The following is an 18,968-nucleotide window of genomic DNA, read 5'->3' as shown; positions in this document are numbered from 1 at the left end:
CAGATGTCTGAAAAGCTTCTCGGCGGATTGACGCCCACCCGATTTCTTGCCGAGTACTGGCAAAAGCAGCCGTTGCTGATCCGCGGCGCGGTCACCGACTTCCCGGAATTGATGGATCTGCCGCGCCTGACCGAACTGGCGCAGCGCGACGACGTGGAGTCGCGCCTGATCGAATGCCGCAACGGCCGCTGGCACCTGGAGCACGGCCCGTTCGAGGCGCGCCGCTTCAAGCGTCTGCCCGACAGCGACTGGACGCTGCTGGTGCAGAACGTCAACCAGCTGGTGCCGCATATCGCGGATCTGTTGTACCGCTTCGACTTCCTGCCGTTCTACCGGCTGGACGACCTGATGATCTCGTATGCGCCGCCCGGCGGCTCGGTCGGCCCGCATTACGATTCCTACGATGTATTCCTGTTGCAGGTGGGCGGGCGCAAGCGCTGGCAGATCTCCAGCGACGACGCGGGCAACTTCGTCGAGGACGCGCCGATCCGCGTGCTCAAGGATTTCAACCCGGAGCAGGAGTGGGTGCTGGAGCACGGCGACATGCTCTACCTGCCGCCCAAGTACGCGCACCACGGCGTGGCGCTGGACCCAGGCATGACCTACAGCATCGGCTTTCGCGCGCCCAAGGCGCAGGAGATCGCCGGCAAGTTCCTCGACTTCCTGCAGGACGAACTGGCACTGGACGGCATGTACGCCGACCCGGGCCGCACGCCATGCACCGAGCCGGGCCGCATCGACGCCGGCTTCGTGCGCCAGATCGGCGACATGCTGCGGCGGATCGACTGGAACGACGACACCGTGGCGCGCTTCGTAGGGCAGTATTTCACCGAGCCCAAGGCCCACGTATTCTTCGAGGGGGCCGACGAACCGCTGGAGTTCGACGCCTTCGCCGCCGCGGTGGCGGCGCACGGCGTGGCGCTCGACCTGAAGACCCAGCTGCTGTACGACGACGCCCGCCTCTACATCAACGGCGAGGAACTGGACGCCGCGCCGCCGGCGCATGCCACACTGCGCCAACTGGCCGACCGGCGCGCGCTGCCGCCGGGCGAATACGACGACGATGTGCTCGAAGCACTCTATACCTGCTACGACTATGGCTACCTTCACCCTGTGCAAGTTTGACCGTCCCGCCCAATACCAGGAATCCATGCTGGCGCTGATCGAGAGTGCCGAGCGGGAGCTGAAGCTGTTCGAGGACGATTTCGAGATCGCCGGCATCGGCAGCCGCGCCTTCGCCGAGGCGCTGGCCGAACGCTTCGCCGCGTCGGATTCGCTGACCGTGACGCTGCTGGCGTTGCAGCCCGACTACATCGCCCGCCACGCGCCGCGCATCCTGGACCTGCGGGAAACCTGGGCGCACCGCTTCACCATGCTGCGGGTGGGACAGCCTCCCGAGCTGTGGCACGCCGGCTTCGCCATCGCCGACGGCGCGCGCTACGTCAAGCGCCACCATTTCGACTGGCCGCGCGGCGAAGCCAGCGACGATGCGCGCGAGATCGCCGGCCTGAACCACGTGTTCGACGAGCTGCTGCAACTGGGCGAAGCGGCGGCGGACTGGCACCGGATGCTGCTGTAGCGCCACGCCCGGTGCCCGCATGCAAAACGGCCACCCTGGGTGGCCGTTTTGCATGCGGGGCGCGTCAATCCAGCCCCACCTTGCCGCGCAAAGCCTTGACCTTGCCGCGACTGGTCTTGCCCTCCAGCCGCCGCTGCTGCGAGCCGCGCGTGGGGCGGGTGGCGACGCGGCGCTTCGGCGTGCTCGCCACCTGGTCCAGCAGTTCCTGCAGGCGCAGCAGCGCGTCGGCCTTGTTCTGCTCCTGCGTGCGGTATTGCTGCGCCTTGATCACCACCACGCCGTCCTTGGTGATGCGCTGGTCGGGCAGCGCCAGCAGGCGTTCCTTGTACACGTCCGCCAGCGACGACGCGCGGATGTCGTAGCGCAGGTGTACCGCCGACGACACCTTGTTCACGTTCTGCCCGCCCGCGCCCTGGGCGCGGATGGCGCTGAATTCCACCTCGTCGGGCACGAGCACCGGCTTGGCCCTGGCGCTCATCAGCCCGGCAGCACCCGCGCGATCAGTGCGTCGGCGAAGCGCGCCTCCAGCGGGATCGACACCTTGACGCCGTTGCCGGCGGCGGCGGACACCGGCTCGCCTTCCTTTCCACGCATCTGCGCCAGGGTGAAGGTGACGTTGCCGCTGGGGTGGATCAGCTCCAGCGTGTCGCCGACCTCGAAGCGGTTCTTCACCTCGATGTCGGCCCAACCGTCGGCGATGGCGCGCACCTCGCCCACGTACTGGCTCTGCTTGGACTTGGAATGACCGTTCAGGTAGTTCTGCGTTTCGTGGCTGCGGTGGCGCTGGTAGAAGCCGTCGGTGTAGCCGCGGTTGGCCAGGCCGTCCAGGTCGGCCAGCAGCGCCGGGTCGAACGGGCGGCCGGCCACGGCGTCGTCGATGGCCTGGCGGTAGGTCTGCGCGGTGCGCGCCACGTAATAGCGGCTCTTGGTGCGGCCTTCGATCTTCAGCGAATCGATGCCGATGGCGACCAGGCGCTCGATGTGCTCGACGGCGCGCAGGTCCCTGCTGTTCATGATGTAGGTGCCGTGCTCGTCCTCGGTGATCTCCATCAGCTCGCCGGGGCGCTGCGCCTCCTCGATCAGGTAGGGGCGGTCGGCCAGCGGATGGCGCTGCACCTCGCCGGCAGCGGCGAAGGTGTTGTTGGCCTCGTCCATCGCCTTCTTGAAATCGAACTGGATCACCTGCGCTTGGCCGGCGTCGTCCTCGAAGGCTTCGTGCACCTTGTAGTCCCAGCGGCAGGCGTTGGTACAGGTGCCCTGGTTGGGGTCGCGGTGATTGAAGTAGCCCGACAGCAGGCAGCGGCCCGAATAGGCGATGCACAGCGCGCCGTGCACGAACACTTCCAGCTCCATGTCCGGGCATTCCTGGCGGATCTCGGCCACTTCGTCCAGGCTCAGCTCGCGCGACAGGATCACCCGGGTGAGGCCCAGCTTCTGCCAGAACTTCACCCCGGCGTGGTTCACGGTATTGGCCTGCACCGACAGGTGGACCGGCACCTCGGGCCAGCGCTCGCGCACCATCATGATCAGCCCCGGATCGGCCATGATCAGCGCATCCGGCTTCATCTCGATCACCGGCGCCATGTCGGCGAGGTAGGTCTTGATCTTGGCGTTGTGCGGCAGGATGTTGCTGGCGACGAACAGTTTCTTGCCGCGCGCGTGCGCCTCGTCGATGCCCTTCTTCAGGTTCTCCAGCTTGAAGTCGTTGTTGCGCGCCCGCAGGCTGTAGCGCGGCTGGCCGGCATACACCGCGTCAGCGCCGAAATCGTAGGCGGCGCGCATGCGTTCCAGGTCGCCGGCGGGCAGGAGCAGTTCAGGGGTCTTGGGCATTCGAGGGCGATCCAAAAGCAACGCCCCGCGCGATGCGGGGCGGGAATTCGACAGGCCGCGATTATAACCGACTGCCCAAGTTTTGAGCACGACCGCAGCCGCCACGGCGCATCAATCACTTATCCCGCTTATCCACAGCTATTGCACACCGTTGCTCCCACCGGATGTGAAAAAACGACCGTTCATCGCCCATGTTGTAGGCAGCCCAGCGAAAACCACTTGGCTTCAACGACTTAGTCCAACCATCCACAGCCCTTCAACACCTTTGCTCCCCAGTTTCCGTGGATAAACGGCATGCAAAACCGCCGCCTGCCGCGGCCCAAGTTCTTGACCAAAATTTAAGCACGACCATCAATCGCCGTGCGATCAAGCACTTGGCACCGCCGTCCACAGCCCTTCAACACCTCCACTCGCAGAAACCGGGGATAACACGCCGTTTATCCAACGCGCCGCCGCCCGGGCAATTGCTCAATATTTAAGCAGCCAGAGAAAACCGCCTGCTTTCAGCAGCTTGGTGCACTCATCCACAGCCCTTCAACACACCAACCCGGCTGGTGCGTGGATAAGCCAGCAGGGTCCAAACGGCGTGGCGCATGGCGAAAACCACCATGCGGCCAAATGCTTGCGCAGGCTTTCCCCAATCGGCGCACGGTTTATCCACAACCGGGTGGATACACTCACCCCGGGTATCCACCGCACGATCGGGATTTCCGCCAGATCGCCGGCGCGCAGCGTCGTTTCAAACGATCGTTTGCGTGCAAACCCCAATGCCCGCGTGGCCGCCGGCTGGCTAAGGTAGAGTCGAACCCCTTTGCACGGATGGACTGCGATGACCGCCTACCCGCACCTGCTCGCCCCGCTCGACCTGGGCTTCACCACGTTGAAGAACCGGGTACTGATGGGCTCGATGCACACCGGCCTGGAGGAAGATCCCGCCGGCGGCGCGCGGCTGGCCGAGTTCTATGCCGAGCGCGCGCGCGGCGGGGTGGCGTTGATCGTCACCGGCGGCATCGCCCCCAACGAAGCCGGCCGCATCTACCCGCACGCGGCGATGCTGGTCGACGACAGCGAACTGCCGCGCCATCGCGTGGTGACCGACGCGGTACACGCCGCGGACGGCAAGATCGCGTTGCAGATTCTGCATGCCGGCCGCTACGGCTATCACGACGGCGTGGTCAGCGCCTCGGCGGTGACCGCGCGCATCTCGCCGTTCACCCCGCACGCGCTGAGCGAGGCCGAGATCGCGCAGACCATCGCCGACTTCGCCCGCTGCGCCCGGCTGGCGCAACAGGCGGGCTACGACGGCGTCGAGGTGATGGGCAGCGAAGGCTATCTGATCAACCAGTTCCTGGTGCGGCGGGTGAACCGGCGCGACGACGCCTGGGGCGGCGACTTCGCACGGCGCATGCGGCTGGCGCTGGAGATCGTGCGCGCAGTGCGCGCCGCCACCGGGCCGGCGTTCATCGTGATCTTCCGCCTGTCGTTGCTCGATCTGGTGGAGGACGGCGGCACCTTCGACGAGGCGGTGCAGCTGGCGCAGGCGCTGGAAGCGGCTGGCGTCACCCTGATCAATACCGGCATCGGCTGGCACGAGGCCAGCATCCCCACCATCGCCGCCACCGTGCCGCGCGGCGGGTTCTCCTGGGTGACGGCGCAGCTCAAGCCGCACGTGGGCGTGCCGCTGATCGCGGTCAACCGCATCAATACGCCTGAGATCGCCGAGCGCATCCTCGCCGAGGGCGAGGCCGACATGGTGTCGCTGGCGCGCCCGCTGCTGGCCGACCCGGCGTTCGTCGCCAAGGCCGCCGCCAACGCGGCGCGCGAAATCAATACCTGTATCGCCTGTAACCAGGCCTGCCTGGACCACGTGTTCGAAGGCAAGCCCGCCAGTTGTCTGGTCAACCCGCGCGCCTGCCGCGAGCAGGAGCTGGCGCCGCGCCCGGCGACCCGGCCCCGGCGGGTGGCGGTGGTCGGTGCCGGACCGGCCGGGATGGCGGCGGCGCTGACGGCGGCGCAATGCGGCCACGCGGTGACGCTGTTCGAGGCCGGCGACGCACTGGGCGGCCAGTTTCGCATCGCCAGCCGGATTCCCGGCAAGGAGGAATTCCACGAAACGCTGCGCTACTTCCAGGTGATGCTGGCCAAGCACGGCGTGACCGTCCGGCTGAACACGCCGGTCGCCGCCGACGGGCTGGCCGGCTTCGACGAAGTGATCGTCGCCACCGGCGTGGCGCCACGCGTGCCCGAGATCGACGGCATCGACCACCCCAAGGCGGTGCCCTACCCCGCCGTGCTGCGCGGCGAGGTGCGGGTGGGGCCGCGCGTGGCCATCGTCGGCGCCGGCGGTATCGGTGTGGATACGGCGGTGTTCCTGTCCGAGCCCGACGAAACCGCGTCGCCGGTCGCGACCTATGCCCGCGACTGGGGCATCGACACCACGCTCAGCACACCGGGCGGGCTGACGCCCGCGCATCCTGGCCGGTCGCCACGCGAGATCTGGCTGTTGCAGCGCCGCCCCGGCAAGCCCGGCAGCGGCCCCGGCAAGACCACCGGCTGGGTGCACCGCCTGAGCCTGCAGGCGCGCGGCGTACACCTGCTAGGCAGCGTGGAATATGTGCGCATCGACGACGAGGGCCTGACCATCCGGGTGAAGGGCGAGGAACAACGGCTGGCGGTGGATCACGTGGTGATCTGCGCCGGCCAGGTGTCGGTGAACGGGTTGTACGCCGCGCTGCGCACCCGTGGGGTGAACGCCCACCTGATCGGCGGCGCCGAACACGCCGGCGAACTGGACGCCAAGCGCGCCATCGAATCCGGCACCCGGGTGGCGCTGGGGTTGGATAGCGGAAACCCCACACCTTGAACCACAGAGGACACGGAGAACACAGAGGAAAGACGGAGTAAGGCAAGACCTTGGGTTTCTGTGAAACTCCGTGTTCTCAGTGTTCTCAGTGGTTCAAGACTTGGGGTTCAATCCCCCTCTACCGAGCCACCCGCCCATCCCATTCGGCGTATTCGACTTCCGGGGTGCGCAGCAGGGCGGCGACGAAGGCGTCGCGGCCGTCGCCGCTGACGGGGTAGACCCAGGAACCGAGGGCCAGCGGGCGGCCGGCGCCCAGTTCGACGCGATAGCGCTTGGCCAGTTGTGCCAACAGCGATTCGCGTTTGCTGTCGTCGCGGAACTTGACGATCATGCCGGGCGCCTCGCTCTGGGCGGACGCGGTCGCACAGGCGCTCAGGCCTGCGGCGACGAACAGCGCTGAACTCCAGCTCGCCAGGTTCCGGTTCCGTTTGATCATGCGTGGCTCCCATGAAACGCCCCAGGCGGGGCCGATGCGGAGGACCGGGCGGGCCGGTCCCGGCCGCCCAGGACGGGCAGCCTTTCCCAGGCATGGATGCGCGGCGCCGGCGCCGGGTTCCCCGGCACGCCCCGCATCGCGCTGGCCGTGGCGGGAATCTCCCGGTAAATCAACGGCCCGCGCCCTGGCGGAATGGGTTACAGATGGGTTTCGTTCGCGCCAACTCAAGCGGCCGGACGAAAAAAACGCCGCCGGTGCGGACCGGCGGCGCTTGGGCCTGGGGGTCGACTCAACCGCAACGGGCAGCCGATGCGCCGCAGGCGCCTGGCTCAGCCGTGGCTGGCGTCGCCGTGGCGGCGGCGGAACAGCGGCGACGGCTGCTGCACGCTGGATTGATAGAACTCGGTGAAGTCGTCCAGGCCGCGCAGAGCGTCGGCGATGTCCTTGTCGGCGCGTACCGCGAAGGCGTCGAAGCCGCAGCGCCACAGGTAGTTCAGCGTGTCCTTGAACACGTCGCCCACCGCGCGCAGCTCGCCGCGATAGCCGTGCCGCTCGCGCAGCAGGCGGCCGATGGAGAAGCCGCGGCCGTCGGTGAACGCGGGGAAGTCCACCGCGATCACGCCGAAGCTGTTGGCATCGACCGGCAGGCTCTCCGGCTCGTCGTCGGGCGCGAAGCACACGCCGATTTCGCGGCCGGCCAGCTCGGCGCGGTGCTCCAGCCAGTAACGGTAGGGCACGATCACCTTACCCTCGGCGGGCACGGCGATGCTGCCGTCCTCGGCGGGCAGGACGCGGGTCCAGCTGTCTTCGACGATCTGGCGGTTGACGATGACCTGAGGCTTGGCGATGGAGGATTGTTGTTGATCTGCGGACATGGGTCGGTACGTTCCCGGGCAATGCAAGACCACTCCGGCATGGCCAGGAGCGGTGGTGATGGAATCAATCGGGGAGAATCCCCAGGACGGCGGGCGTGCGGGCCGGCGGGAAGCCGGCTACCGCGAAGCCCGAGGCCAACTGTTGGGGGCCCACCCAAGCGTCACACATCGGCGGCAACTTCCTTGCGGATCGCCTTGCCGGCGTAGACGCGGGCCTTGAACGGCTCCAGGCCGATGCGATCGACCACGTCGATGAAGCGCTCGTCGCCTTCGCGCTGCTCGACGAAGACGTCGATCAGCTTGCCGACCACCTCGGGCATCTCCTCCTGGGCGAACGACGGGCCGATCACCTTGCCGATGACGGCTCCGGCGCCCTGGCGGCCGCCCAGGCTGACCTGGTACCACTCCGACCCATTCTTGTCGACGCCGAGGATGCCGATGTTGCCCACGTGGTGGTGCCCGCAGGCATTCATACAGCCCGACATGTTGAGGTCGATCTCGCCGAGGTCGAACAGGTCGTCGAGGTTGTCGAACTTTTCCTGGATCGCCTGCGCGATGGGGATCGACTTGGCGTTGGCCAGCGCGCAGAAATCGCCGCCGGGGCAGCAGATCATGTCGGTGAGCAGGCCGATGTTAGGCGTGGCCAGGCCCAGCGCCTTCAGGTCTTCCCACAGCGCGAACAAGTCGGCCTGCCTGACGTCGGCCAGGATCAGGTTCTGTTCGTGCGAGGAGCGCGCCTCGCCGAAACTGTAGCGGTCGGCCAGATCGGCCACGGCGTCGAGCTGGTCGGCGGTGATGTCGCCAGGGGCGACGCCGGCACGCTTCAGCGACAGCGTCACCGCGGCGTAGCCGGGCTGCTTGTGGCCGAACACGCTGCGCTCCACCCAGCGGGCGAACGCCTTGTTGTCGAGTCTGGCCTGCTGGAAGCCGCCGTCGACGGCCGGCAGGGTTTCATAGGCCGGGGCATTGAAGAAGCGCGCCACGCGGTCGATCTCGCCCTGGGTCAGCGTGGTGGGGCCATCCTTGAGGTGCGCCCACTCGGCCTCGACCTTGGCGCCGAACGCCTCGGGCGTCATCGCCTTGACCAGGATCTTGATGCGCGCCTTGTACTTGTTGTCGCGGCGGCCGTAGCGGTTGTACACGCGCAGCACGGCGTCCAGGTACGACAGCAGGTGGCGCGGCTCCAGCCACGGCTTGATCAGCGCGCCGACCATCGGCGTGCGGCCCAGGCCGCCGCCGACGTAGACCTGGAAGCCGATCTCGCCGGCGTCGTTGCGCAGCACGTTGAGGCCGATGTCGTGCACCAGGATGGCGGCGCGATCCTCGACCGTGCCGTTGACCGCGATCTTGAACTTGCGCGGCAGGTGGGCGAATTCGGGGTGGAAGGTGGACCACTGGCGGATGATCTCGCACCACGGACGGGGGTCGACGATCTCGTCGTGCGCCACGCCGGCGAACTGGTCGGTGGTGGTGTTGCGCACGCAGTTGCCCGAGGTCTGGACCGCGTGCATCTGCACCTGGGCCAATTCGCCGAGGATGGTCGGCACGTCCTTCAGTTCGGGCCAGTTGAACTGGATGTTCTGCCGGGTGCTGAAGTGGCCGTAGCCCCGATCGTAGGTGCGGGCGATGTGGGCCAGCTTGCGGATCTGCCGGCTGGCGAGCATGCCGTAGGGGATGGCGATGCGCAGCATCGGCGCATGGCGCTGGATGTACAGACCGTTTTGCAGCCGCAGCGGGCGGAACTCGTCCTCGGTCAGCTCGCCGGCGAGATAGCGGCGGGTCTGATCGGCGAACTGGGCGACGCGGGCGTCGACGATCTGTTGGTCGATCGGGTCGTATTGGTACATGAGTCGGAAGCCTGTCTTGGGTCGTGCCGCGTATCGTCGCCCGGGGCCTCTTGCGGCACCGGAACAGGCCGGGCCGGCGGCGATAACGGAAACGTCCGACTATACCAGCCGGTTCGATAGATAAAAAAACCGATTATCTCTATGAATAAGCCCGCGGGCACTAACCGAGCCGGAGTTGTCCAATCTCAATCGCGGGCCCGCAAGCTGGGAAGATGCCGATTGCGACGGCCCCCCGCAGCCGATAAGCTTTCTACTCTTTTACACGCACGCCCTGGTACGCCCATGACCGTCACCCGCACCGCCATCCAACGCCTGGACTACACGCCGCCCGCGTTCCTGATCGACATGGTGGACCTCACCTTCGAGCTGGAGGAAAGCAACACGCGCGTGGCCAGCCGGCTGGTGGTGAAACGCAATCCGGACGCCGCCGAAGCCGGCACGCCGCTGGTGCTGCACGGCGAGGCGCTGCTGCTGGAAAGCCTGAAACTGGACGGCCGCGCGCTGGGCGCGCACGAATACGAGCTGGGCGACGACCGCCTGACCATTCCCGACATGGGCGATGCCGCCATCGTCGAGATCGTCACCCGGGTGAACCCGGTGGCCAACACCAGCCTGATGGGGCTGTACGTCTCCAACGGCAACTTCTTCACCCAGTGCGAGGCCGAGGGCTTCCGCAAGATCACCTACTACCTCGATCGCCCGGACGTGATGGCCAAGTTCACCACCACGCTGATCGCCGACAAGGCGCGCTACCCGGTGCTGCTGTCCAACGGCAACCGCGTCGGCGAAGGCCAGCTGGACCGCAACCGTCACTGGGTAAAGTGGGTGGACCCGTTCCGCAAGCCCAGCTACCTGTTCGCGCTGGTCGCCGGCAAGCTGGTGTCGCTGGTGGACAAGCACCAGACCACCAGCGGGCGCAGCGTGAACCTGGAGATCTACGTCGAGCCGGGCAACGTCGACAAATGCCATCACGCGATGGCGTCGATCAAGAAGGCGATGGCCTGGGACGAGCAGCGCTTCGGCCTGGAATACGACCTCGACACCTACATGATCGTGGCGGTGTCCGACTTCAACATGGGGGCCATGGAGAACAAGGGCCTCAACATCTTCAACACCAAGTACGTGCTGGCCAAGCCCGAGACCGCCACCGACGCGGATTTCGACGGCATCGAATCGGTGGTGGCGCACGAGTACTTCCACAACTGGACCGGCAACCGCGTCACCTGTCGCGACTGGTTCCAGCTCTCGCTCAAGGAAGGGCTCACCGTCTACCGCGACCAGGAGTTCTCCAGCGACGTGGGCAGCCGCGCGGTGCAACGCATCCAGAACGTGCGCAGCCTGCGCGAGTACCAGTTCGCCGAGGATGCCGGCCCGCAGGCCCACCCGGTGCGCCCCGACAGCTACCTGGAGATCAACAACTTCTACACCTGGACGGTGTACGAGAAGGGCTCCGAAGTGGTGCGCATGTACGCCACCCTGCTCGGCCGCGAGGGCTTTCGCAAGGGCATGGATCTCTACTTCAAGCGCCACGACGGCCAGGCCGTGACCTGCGACGATTTCCGCGCGGCGATGGCCGACGCCAACCAGGCCGACCTGAACCAGTTCGCGCTGTGGTACAGCCAGGCCGGCACCCCGCAGCTGGAAGTGGAAGGCGTGCACGATGCCGCCGACCGCACCTACACCCTGACGGTGCGCCAGCGCTGCCCCGCCACGCCGGGCCAGCCGGTGAAGCGTCCGTTCCATATCCCGCTGGCGCTGGGCCTGCTGGACCCGCAAGGCCGGCCGCTGCCGCTCACCTTGCGCGGCGAGCACGAGGTCGGCCCGACCAGCCGCGTGCTGGCACTGCGCGACAGCGCCTCGCGCTTCGTCTTCACCGGCATCGTCGACAAGCCGGTGCCGTCGCTGCTGCGCGATTTCTCCGCGCCGGTGAAGCTGGATTATCCGTACACCGACGACGAGCTGGTGTTCCTGATGGCGCACGACGAAGACGACTTCGCGCGCTGGGAGGCCGCCAACAGCTACGCGCTGCGCCTGTTGCTGGACGGCTACGCCGCCGCCCGCCGCGGCGAAGCGGTGACGGTGCCGCCACGCTACCTCGAAGCCGTGGGCAAGCTGCTGGCCAACGAGCGGCTGGACCCGGCGCTGGTGGCGCTGATGCTGGAGCTGCCCAGCGAGCAGTACCTGTTCGAGGCGCTGGACGACGTCGATCCGGCGCTGCTGGTCCAGGTGCGTCACACGGTGCTGGAAACGCTGGCGCGCGAGCTGCGCGGCCCGCTGCTGGCCACCTACCAGCGGCTGAACGACGGCGAGCCGTACCGCTTCGACGCCGAAGCGGTGGCGCGGCGCAGCCTGAAGAATGTGTGCCTGGCCATCCTGGCCGAACGCGAAGGCCCGATGGTCAGCGAGTTGCTGAACAACCAGTACCGCCGCGCCGACAACATGACCGACCGCCTGGCCGCGCTCAAGTGCCTGGCGCAGCGCGAGCACCCCGAGGAATACCTGGAGGACTTCGCGCAGATGTGGCAGGACGACGCGCTGGTGATGGATAAGTGGTTCAGCATCCAGGCCACCAGCCGCCGCGCCGGCACCCGCACCCGCGTCGAGCAGTTGATGGGGCACCCGGCGTTCTCGATCCGCAATCCGAACAAGGTGCGCGCACTGATCGGCGCCTTCTGCCAGCAGAACCTGCTGCATTTCCATGCCGAGGACGGCTATGGCTATGCCTTCGCGGCGGACCGCATCGTCGAGCTGGATCGCATCAACCCGCAGATCGCGGCGCGACTGGCGGCGTGCTTCAACCGCTGGACCAAACTGGAGCCACATCGCCGCGCGCTGATGAAGCAGGAGCTGGAACGCATCGCCGCGGTGCAGGGGTTGTCCGGCGACACCTACGAGATCGTCAGCAAGGCGCTGGCGCAGTGAGCGCAACGAGGCAGGGGCTGTTGATCGCGCCGGCCGGCGCCGACGATGCCCCAGCCATCCTGGCGCTGCAGCGACTGGCCTACCGCAGCGAGGCCGAGCGCTACAACGACTGGAACCTGCCGCCGCTGACGCAGACCCTGGCGGCGCTGCAGGCGGAATTCGAGTCGGCCATCGTGCTGAAAGCGGAGCTGGACGGCGAGCTGATCGGTTCGGTACGCGCCACGCGGATCGACGGGGAAGGCCGGATCGGCCGGCTGATCGTGCACCCGGACCGACAACGCCAGGGCATCGGCTCGGCGCTGCTGCGCGCCATCGAATCCGCCTGTGGAACCGAGCGCTTCACGCTGTTCACGGGCATACGCAGCGAAGGCAATCTGCGGCTGTACCGGCGCCATGGCTATACGGTCAGCCACACCACGGCGCTGTCGCCGACGGTGGAGTTGGTCCACCTGGAAAAACAGCGAGGGTGAAGGCGGCGCTCAGCGCTGGCGCGGTCGGCTGTTGAATTCGTCGTTCAGCTTCTGTTCCTGCTTGGCCTCGCGCGCCAGCTCGGCCGCGTGGTGGCGCGATTCCAGCGCCTCGTAGGCCTTCACCTTCTTCTCGCACTCGTGCCAGGCATCGCGACATTGCTGGTAGACCCGGTCCAGCCGCTCCACCTCGCCGCGCTGCGTGGTGGCGGCGTGGTCCAGCTTGGCGAGGAACTGCTGGAAATCGCGCCACTGCACCACGGTGATGCCGCCCTGCCCGCTGGCCATCAGGCGGCCGCGATACTCGGCGCGGAAGGTTTCCACCTGTTCCAGCTTCTGCTTGCCATTGAGCAGCGCCACCTGGGCGGCCTGCATGGTCCGCGCCGCCTCTTCGCGGTCGTCGCGGGCCATATCCAGCAGGAAGGCAAAGCGAAACTTGGCCAAATCGTGCTCCCTTGTCGAGCCGCCGCGTCGCCAGCCAGGCATCGCGACGCGTCCCCTCAGTCGGCGAACAGCTCCGCCAGCTTCATTCTAGCGCCCTGGTAGGTCTCGCGTTCGTGGATGCCCTGTTGCAGGAACCGTTCGAACGCCGGATGGCGCCGGATGGCATCGTCGAGCACCGGGTCGGAGCCGGGTGCGTAGGCGCCAACCGCGATCAGGTCGCGGCTGCGCTGGTAGCGCGACCACAGGTACTTGAACTTGCGCACCAGCTCCAGTTCCTCGTGGGTGATGATGTCGTGCATCACCCGCGAGATCGACGCTTCGATGTCGATGGCCGGGTAATGGCCGGATTCGCCCAGTTGCCGCGACAGCACGAAGTGGCCGTCGAGAATGGCGCGGGCGTTGTCGGCGATCGGGTCCTGTTGATCGTCGCCCTCGGACAGCACGGTGTAGAAGGCGGTGATCGAGCCGCCGCCCTCGCGCCCGTTGCCGGCGCGCTCCACCAGTTGCGGCAGCCGCGCGAACACCGACGGCGGATAGCCCTTGGTGGCCGGCGGCTCGCCCACCGCCAGCGCGATCTCGCGCTGCGCCATGGCGTAGCGGGTGAGCGAATCCATGATCAGCAGCACGTGCTTGCCTTCGTTGCGGAAGAACTCGGCGATGGCGGTGGCGTAGGCAGCGCCGTACAGCCGCTGCAACGGCGGCGTGTCGGCGGGGGCGGCGACCACCACCGAGCGCGCGCGGCCCTCGTCGCCCAGGATGTTCTCGATGAAGTCCTTCACCTCGCGCCCGCGTTCGCCGATCAGGCCCACCACCACCACGTCGGCGGTGGTGAAGCGCGCCATCATGCCCAGCAACACCGACTTGCCGACGCCGGAGCCGGCGAACAGCCCCAGCCGCTGTCCCCGGCCCACGGTCAGCATGGCGTTGATGGCGCGCACGCCGACGTCCATCACGTAGCGCACCGGCTCGCGTTCCATCGGGTTGAACGGGCGCGCGTACAGCGGCATGTAGCCTTCCTGGTCGAGCCGCCCCTTGCCGTCGAGCGGGCGTCCCAGGCCGTCGAGGATGCGGCCGAGCAGGCCCCAGCCGACCGGCACCTGGCGGCCGTGGTCCTCCAGCCGACGCTGCGGCGGGCGCGGCTTGCCGTATTCCGGCACCCAGGCGGCGACGTCCTCGTGCGGCATCACCTCGGCGCCCGGCTCGACGCCGTACAGCTCGGCGATCGGCATCAGGAACAGCTTGTCCTCCTGGAAACCCACCACCACCGCCTCGACCGGATGACCGCCGGGCGTCATCACGTCGCACGACGCGCCGATCGGCAGGCGCAGGCCCACGGCCTCCAGCACCAGCCCGGACACGCGCGTCAGCCGCCCGCGGGGCAACCAGGGGCGCACCCATTTCACGGCCTGGGCACATTCGTCGAGGAAATGGCTGTGGCGTTCGGCGCTATCGGTCATCGTCGGCCCTCGGTGGCGGCGCGGTCCCGGCGAGCGGGTCGATGGCGCCGGTATCGAACGGCGGCAGGAAGGAATCGGACTCCCCCGGGGAATCCACCGGGCCCGGCGGCGGCGCGCGCTCGTCGCGGGACGGTTCGGCCTCCCACCCCAGATCCTTGCGCTGCTGCCGCCCCAGCACCCGGACCAGGTTGGCCCAGCGCGCGGACAGCGTCAGGTCGGCGCTGGAAGTCGCGGATTCGATGCGGCAGCCGCCGGCTTCGACCTGCGGATCGGGCACCAGCCGCCAGATGTCGGCGGGCAGTTCTCCACCCAACAGGCCCTCGACGGCATCGTGATCGGCGGGATTGAGCGCGATGCGCGCCGGCACGCGCAACGGGGGCAGCGCGGCGACGGCTTCGCGCACCACCGGCAGCAGCCGCTCGCGATCGGCCTGGATTTCCTTGCGCGCCTGCTGGCGCGCGATCACCAGCGCCAGATCGAGCACCTTGTCGGCCAGCTCGGCATCGAGCTGCGTGGCCATGTGTTGCAGATCCTCCAGCACGGCCTTGAGCCGCGACACTTCGACTTCGGCGGCGAGGCGCCCGGCTTCCAGCCCGGCTTCGAACCCTTCGCGCTGCGCCTGCTGCTGGATGGCTTCGATTTCCTCGGCGGTGGGCCACTGCACTTCGGGCTCGGGCGGCGCGGGCGGTTCGGGTTCCGGCGCGGGTGGCGTCGGCTCGGGTTCGGGGGCCGGCGGGGCAACCGGTTCCGGTTCGGGCGAAGGGGCCGGCGGCACCTGGGCGGCGCGGGCGCGCTCCTCGGCCTCTTCGTTGAGTGCGCCGAGTTCCCAGCGTTCCCAGGCGGTCAGTTCTTCTCGGGGAATCACGCGGCGCGGCGGCGTCGGCATGGCGGAATCTCTTGGCTAGGAATGACGAATGCAACAGGGCCGCGGAACGCGGCCCTGTTGGAAGAATAAAGGCTGGGACGATGCTTGGCGAGCACCGGCGCGGGCTTGGAGCGGCTGATGAAAACCAGCGCCGCGGTTCTGGCAAGAAGCGCGATACGCAGACAGTACAGGGCGTGAACGCAATGCAGCCAGAGGGGCTCTTGCCGCTCTTATTCGACCAGGCCCTCCTCGCCCTTGCCGGACAGCACGATCTGCCCTTCGTCCGCCAGCCGGCGCACGATCTTGAGGATTTCCTTCTGCTCGGATTCCACCTCGGACAGCTTGACCGGGCCCTTGGCCTCCAGGTCGTCGCGCAGCATTTCGGCGGCACGCTGCGACATGTTCTTGAAGATCTTGTCCTTGAGCGCCTGGCTGGTGCCCTTGAGGGCGATGACCAGCGAATCGGACTGGATCTCGCGCAGCAGCAACTGGATGCCGCGGTCGTCCACGTCCATCAGGTTGTCGAAGGTGAACATCTTGTCCTGGATGCGCTGCGCCAGCTCGGGGTCGTATTCGCGCACGCTGGAGATCGCGCTGGCCTCGACCACGCCGCCCATGAAGTTGAGGATCTCGGCGGCCATCTGCACGCCGCCCATCGCACTCTTCTTGAGCTTGTCGGTGCCGGACAACAATTGGGTCAGCACGTCGTTCAGTTCCTTGAGCGCCGCCGGCTGCACGCCTTCCAGCGTGGCGATGCGCAGCAGCACGTCGTTGCGCAGGCGCTCGGTGAACTGGCTCATGATCTCGGCCGACTGGTCGGGCTCCAGGTGCACCAGGATGGTGGCGATGATCTGCGGGTGCTCGTTCTTGATCAGCTCGGCCACGGCGGCCGAATCCATCCACTTGAGCGATTCGATGCCGTTGTTGTCGTTGCCTTGCAGGATGCGGTCCAGCAGGTTGGCCGCCTTGTCGGAACCCAGCGCCTTGGTCAGCACCGACCGGATGTATTCGTCGGCCACGCCCAGGTTGGCGCGGTTCTGGGTGGAGGCGATGAAGTCGCCGAGCACCACGTCCACTTCCTCGCGCTTGACGTTGTTCATGTTGGCCATGGCGAAACCCAGCCGCTGTACCTCCTTGGGGCCGAGGTACTTGAACACGTCCACGGCGGCTTCCTCGCCCAGCGTCATCAGCAGGATGGCGCTCTTGCGCACCCCTTCCTCGTTCATGTTGGCAGCCATGCCGTGCCTCCTGCGCGACGCTCAACCCAGCTTGTTGGGATTGGCGTTTTCTTCCTCGTTCGACATCCATTCGCGCAGGATGGTGGCCACCATGCGCGGATCGTTCTTGGCGATTTCCTTGCTCTGCTGCAACAGGTCGGCGAAGGCGGCGGAACGCTGCACTTCCTCCTCGCTGCCGGCAACCGCGCCTTCGTCGTCCAGCTCCGCTTCGCCCAGGTCCAGGTCGTAGGTACCGGGCACGTCGCGCGGCCGCGCCAGATCCTTCATCAACGGGCGCACCACGAAGAACAGCAGGTACAGCACCACCAGACCGATCAGGCCCAGCTTGATCAGTTCGGCGTAGTTCTGCTTGACGTAGTCCATCGCCTTGTCCTGCAACGGACGGTCTTCCAGCGGCATGGAATCGGCAAAGGCCGCGTTCACCAGATTGACCGAGTCGCCACGCTGCTGGTTGTAGCCGATGGCCTCGCGCACCAGGTTGTTGAGCTGGGTGATCTCCTCGGGCGAATACGGCACGTAGCTGACCTTGCCCGCTTTGTCCGCGCCTGGCTTGTAGTTGACCACCACCGCGGCGGAAAGACGCTTGACCGAGCCGACCGGCTGCTTGACGTGCTGCACCGTCTTGTCGACTTCGTAGTTGGTGGTCGATTCCTTGCGCGAATTGACGCTGCCCGCGGCGGCCGCGGCGATGCCCGACGCCACCGGCGCGGTGATCGGCGCCGCCGCCGCGCCCGGCGGCTGGTTGGACAACGCGCCCGGCACGCCCGCCGGATTCTGCTCGGTGTTGCGCCCCTGGATGTCCATGGTCTGGCGGCTGCGGATCGCCGCCTCTGAGGCGTTGTTGGGGCGGAAGGTTTCGGAGGTCTGCTCGACCTCGGCGAAGTCGATCTGCGCCGTCACTTCGGCACGGGCATTGCCCTTGCCGACGATGGGTTCGAGGATGGCCTGCACCCGCTCGACGTAGTTCTTCTCGATCTGCTGCACATAAAGCAACTGCCGCGCGTCGAGGTTGGAGGGATTCATGTCCGGCGAACGCGACAGCAGGTTGCCGTCCTGGTCGACCACGGTGACGTTCTTGACCGGCAATGCCGGCACGCTGGACGACACCAGATGGACGATGCCGGCCACCTGGGCGTCGTCGAGCACCCGGCCGGGGCGCAGCGTCAGCATCACCGAGGCGGTGGGCTTCTGCTGGTCGCGCAGGAACACGGTCTGCTTGGGCATCGCCAGATGCACGCGGGCGCTATCGACGGCGGCGATGGTCTGGATGGAACGCGCCAGCTCGCCTTCGACCGCGCGCTGGTAGTTCACCTGCTCGGCAAACTGCGAGATGCCGAATTTCTGGTTGTCCATCAGTTCGAAGCCGACGTTGCCTGACTTCGGCAGGCCCTGCGCCGCCAGGCGCAGCCGCATGTCGTAGACCTGGGTGGCCGGCACGGAGATGGTGCCGCCCGCTTCGAGCTTGTAGGGGACGTTGGCCTGTTGCAGCGCCTGGACGATGGCGCCACCTTCGGTGTCGGGGATATTGGTGAAGAGGATGCGATACGGCGGTTCGCGGGACCACAGCGAGTAACCCACGATCAGGGCGATCACGGCGGCGATGCCGACCATGATCGCGATCCGGCGGGTGCCGGAAAGCGCAGCAAAGCGCTGCCGCAGCGCCTGCGGGCCACTTGCGGTTATGAGATTGCCGTCAGCCGCTACGCCCGCCTCTGCCATAAATTACCGTGATACGCCCCGAGCAGAACCCGCAGTCAGACCTGCATGTTCATGATTTCTTGATAGGCGGTGACGAGCTTGTTGCGCACCTGCACCATGGTCTGGAAGGAAAGACTGGCCTTTTGCAGCGACACCATCACGTCCTGCAGGTCGGCCTGTGGCTCGCCCGCCTGGAACGCGGCCTGCTGGGCCTGGGCGTCCTGCTGCATCTGGTTCACCTGATCGAGCGAACTCTTCAGCAGATCGGCGAAATCCGGGCCTTCATTCGCGGCGGGCGCCTGTGCCGGGGCCTGTCCCGCTGCCAGCGAGGACATGGCCTTCAATTCACCCAGCAGTTGGTCGATACCTTGCACGCTCATGACTCGCCTTCCTTGAAGCGAAATTGTAGGGGTCGTATCCGCACCGGAGCAAGCAAATCCTGCGCCA

General features: G+C 67.1%; 16 protein-coding genes. 5 read left to right on the top strand and 11 right to left on the bottom strand.

The window, feature by feature from the left end; genetic code table 11:
- The first annotated feature begins 3 nt into the window (after nucleotides 1-3).
- Nucleotides 4-1,125, top strand: coding sequence for a JmjC domain-containing protein (locus C556_RS0113010; protein WP_026263075.1), 1,122 nt, complete (start codon nucleotides 4-6; stop codon nucleotides 1,123-1,125).
- Nucleotides 1,097-1,579 carry a DUF7931 domain-containing protein gene (locus C556_RS0113005; RefSeq protein WP_157236164.1) on the top strand — a complete coding sequence of 161 codons (483 nt, stop codon included), beginning with the start codon at nucleotides 1,097-1,099 and terminating at the stop codon, nucleotides 1,577-1,579. Before C556_RS0113010 ends, C556_RS0113005 begins: the two co-directional genes overlap by 29 nt.
- A gap of 64 nt (nucleotides 1,580-1,643) precedes the next feature.
- Here the strand turns inward: C556_RS0113005 and arfB are convergent, their stop codons facing one another.
- A complete protein-coding gene (gene arfB, locus C556_RS0113000; protein ID WP_018748693.1) occupies nucleotides 1,644-2,057 on the bottom strand; it encodes an alternative ribosome rescue aminoacyl-tRNA hydrolase ArfB in 414 nt (137 codons plus the stop codon).
- Nucleotides 2,057-3,409: a prephenate-dependent tRNA uridine(34) hydroxylase TrhP gene (gene trhP, locus C556_RS0112995; protein WP_018748692.1), complete on the bottom strand. Its 1,353-nt coding sequence runs from the start codon at nucleotides 3,407-3,409 to the stop codon at nucleotides 2,057-2,059. Before trhP ends, arfB begins: the two co-directional genes overlap by 1 nt.
- Nucleotides 3,410-4,238: 829 nt before the next feature.
- On the opposite strand from trhP, the gene C556_RS0112990 reads away from it, so the two are divergent.
- Nucleotides 4,239-6,272, top strand: a complete 2,034-nt coding sequence (locus C556_RS0112990) for an NADPH-dependent 2,4-dienoyl-CoA reductase (RefSeq protein WP_018748691.1) — start codon at nucleotides 4,239-4,241, stop codon at nucleotides 6,270-6,272.
- A 118-nt stretch (nucleotides 6,273-6,390) separates the two neighbouring features.
- Here the strand turns inward: C556_RS0112990 and C556_RS0112985 are convergent, their stop codons facing one another.
- The 3 genes from C556_RS0112985 to C556_RS0112970 all read right to left on the bottom strand — a co-directional run bounded on the left by C556_RS0112985 (nucleotide 6,391) and on the right by C556_RS0112970 (nucleotide 9,430).
- Nucleotides 6,391-6,708, bottom strand: coding sequence for a hypothetical protein (locus C556_RS0112985; protein ID WP_018748690.1), 318 nt, complete (start codon nucleotides 6,706-6,708; stop codon nucleotides 6,391-6,393).
- A gap of 329 nt (nucleotides 6,709-7,037) precedes the next feature.
- Entirely contained in the window at nucleotides 7,038-7,583 is a 546-nt protein-coding gene (locus C556_RS0112980) for a DUF934 domain-containing protein (protein WP_018748689.1), read from the bottom strand.
- A gap of 161 nt (nucleotides 7,584-7,744) precedes the next feature.
- A complete protein-coding gene (locus C556_RS0112970; RefSeq protein WP_018748687.1) occupies nucleotides 7,745-9,430 on the bottom strand; it encodes a nitrite/sulfite reductase in 1,686 nt (561 codons plus the stop codon).
- Nucleotides 9,431-9,712: 282 nt separating this feature from the next.
- On the opposite strand from C556_RS0112970, the gene pepN reads away from it, so the two are divergent.
- Both pepN and C556_RS0112960 read left to right on the top strand, forming a co-directional pair.
- Entirely contained in the window at nucleotides 9,713-12,352 is a 2,640-nt protein-coding gene (gene pepN, locus C556_RS0112965; RefSeq protein WP_018748686.1) for an aminopeptidase N, read from the top strand.
- Complete coding sequence (locus C556_RS0112960; protein ID WP_211214726.1) at nucleotides 12,349-12,822, top strand: GNAT family N-acetyltransferase; 474 nt, start codon at nucleotides 12,349-12,351, stop codon at nucleotides 12,820-12,822. Before pepN ends, C556_RS0112960 begins: the two co-directional genes overlap by 4 nt.
- Nucleotides 12,823-12,831: 9 nt before the next feature.
- On the opposite strand, the gene fliJ is transcribed toward C556_RS0112960, so the two are convergent.
- The 6 genes from fliJ to fliE all read right to left on the bottom strand — a co-directional run bounded on the left by fliJ (nucleotide 12,832) and on the right by fliE (nucleotide 18,901).
- Nucleotides 12,832-13,263 (bottom strand): flagellar export protein FliJ, encoded by a 432-nt coding sequence (gene fliJ, locus C556_RS0112955; protein ID WP_018748684.1) that lies wholly within the window; start codon nucleotides 13,261-13,263, stop codon nucleotides 12,832-12,834.
- Between the two features lie 56 nt (nucleotides 13,264-13,319).
- Entirely contained in the window at nucleotides 13,320-14,720 is a 1,401-nt protein-coding gene (gene fliI / locus C556_RS0112950; protein ID WP_018748683.1) for a flagellar protein export ATPase FliI, read from the bottom strand.
- Nucleotides 14,710-15,606 carry a flagellar assembly protein FliH gene (locus C556_RS23060; RefSeq protein ID WP_018748682.1) on the bottom strand — a complete coding sequence of 299 codons (897 nt, stop codon included), beginning with the start codon at nucleotides 15,604-15,606 and terminating at the stop codon, nucleotides 14,710-14,712. The genes fliI and C556_RS23060 overlap by 11 nt, the downstream gene beginning before the upstream one ends.
- A gap of 209 nt (nucleotides 15,607-15,815) precedes the next feature.
- The gene (gene fliG, locus C556_RS0112940) at nucleotides 15,816-16,811 is read right to left on the bottom strand and encodes a flagellar motor switch protein FliG (RefSeq protein ID WP_026263072.1); all 996 of its coding nucleotides are present in this window, start codon (nucleotides 16,809-16,811) and stop codon (nucleotides 15,816-15,818) included.
- Between the two features lie 33 nt (nucleotides 16,812-16,844).
- The gene (fliF, locus tag C556_RS0112935; RefSeq protein ID WP_051083238.1) at nucleotides 16,845-18,542 is read right to left on the bottom strand and encodes a flagellar basal-body MS-ring/collar protein FliF; all 1,698 of its coding nucleotides are present in this window, start codon (nucleotides 18,540-18,542) and stop codon (nucleotides 16,845-16,847) included.
- A 35-nt stretch (nucleotides 18,543-18,577) separates the two neighbouring features.
- Nucleotides 18,578-18,901: a flagellar hook-basal body complex protein FliE gene (gene fliE / locus C556_RS0112930; protein ID WP_018748679.1), complete on the bottom strand. Its 324-nt coding sequence runs from the start codon at nucleotides 18,899-18,901 to the stop codon at nucleotides 18,578-18,580.
- Nucleotides 18,902-18,968: the final 67 nt, after the last annotated feature.

This window comes from Chitiniphilus shinanonensis DSM 23277 (assembly GCF_000374805.1).
Taxonomy (GTDB): domain Bacteria; phylum Pseudomonadota; class Gammaproteobacteria; order Burkholderiales; family Chitinibacteraceae; genus Chitiniphilus; species Chitiniphilus shinanonensis.
This window is presented reverse-complemented; position numbering and strand designations above follow the sequence as displayed.

Bases quoted from the DNA above. Each gene is read 5' to 3' on its own strand.
- fliG (WP_026263072.1), bottom strand. From the start codon at position 16,811: ATGAACGAGGAAGGGGTGCGCAAGAGCGCCATCCTGCTGATGACGCTG.
- C556_RS0112980 (WP_018748689.1), bottom strand. From the start codon at position 7,583: ATGTCCGCAGATCAACAACAATCCTCCATCGCCAAGCCTCAGGTCATC.
- arfB (WP_018748693.1), bottom strand. From the start codon at position 2,057: ATGAGCGCCAGGGCCAAGCCGGTGCTCGTGCCCGACGAGGTGGAATTC.
- fliF (WP_051083238.1), bottom strand. From the start codon at position 18,542: ATGGCAGAGGCGGGCGTAGCGGCTGACGGCAATCTCATAACCGCAAGT.
- C556_RS0113010 (WP_026263075.1), top strand. From the start codon at position 4: ATGTCTGAAAAGCTTCTCGGCGGATTGACGCCCACCCGATTTCTTGCC.
- C556_RS0113005 (WP_157236164.1), top strand. From the start codon at position 1,097: ATGGCTACCTTCACCCTGTGCAAGTTTGACCGTCCCGCCCAATACCAG.
- fliI (WP_018748683.1), bottom strand. From the start codon at position 14,720: ATGACCGATAGCGCCGAACGCCACAGCCATTTCCTCGACGAATGTGCC.
- C556_RS0112970 (WP_018748687.1), bottom strand. From the start codon at position 9,430: ATGTACCAATACGACCCGATCGACCAACAGATCGTCGACGCCCGCGTC.
- trhP (WP_018748692.1), bottom strand. From the start codon at position 3,409: ATGCCCAAGACCCCTGAACTGCTCCTGCCCGCCGGCGACCTGGAACGC.
- C556_RS0112985 (WP_018748690.1), bottom strand. From the start codon at position 6,708: ATGATCAAACGGAACCGGAACCTGGCGAGCTGGAGTTCAGCGCTGTTC.
- C556_RS23060 (WP_018748682.1), bottom strand. From the start codon at position 15,606: ATGCCGACGCCGCCGCGCCGCGTGATTCCCCGAGAAGAACTGACCGCC.
- pepN (WP_018748686.1), top strand. From the start codon at position 9,713: ATGACCGTCACCCGCACCGCCATCCAACGCCTGGACTACACGCCGCCC.
- fliE (WP_018748679.1), bottom strand. From the start codon at position 18,901: ATGAGCGTGCAAGGTATCGACCAACTGCTGGGTGAATTGAAGGCCATG.
- C556_RS0112990 (WP_018748691.1), top strand. From the start codon at position 4,239: ATGACCGCCTACCCGCACCTGCTCGCCCCGCTCGACCTGGGCTTCACC.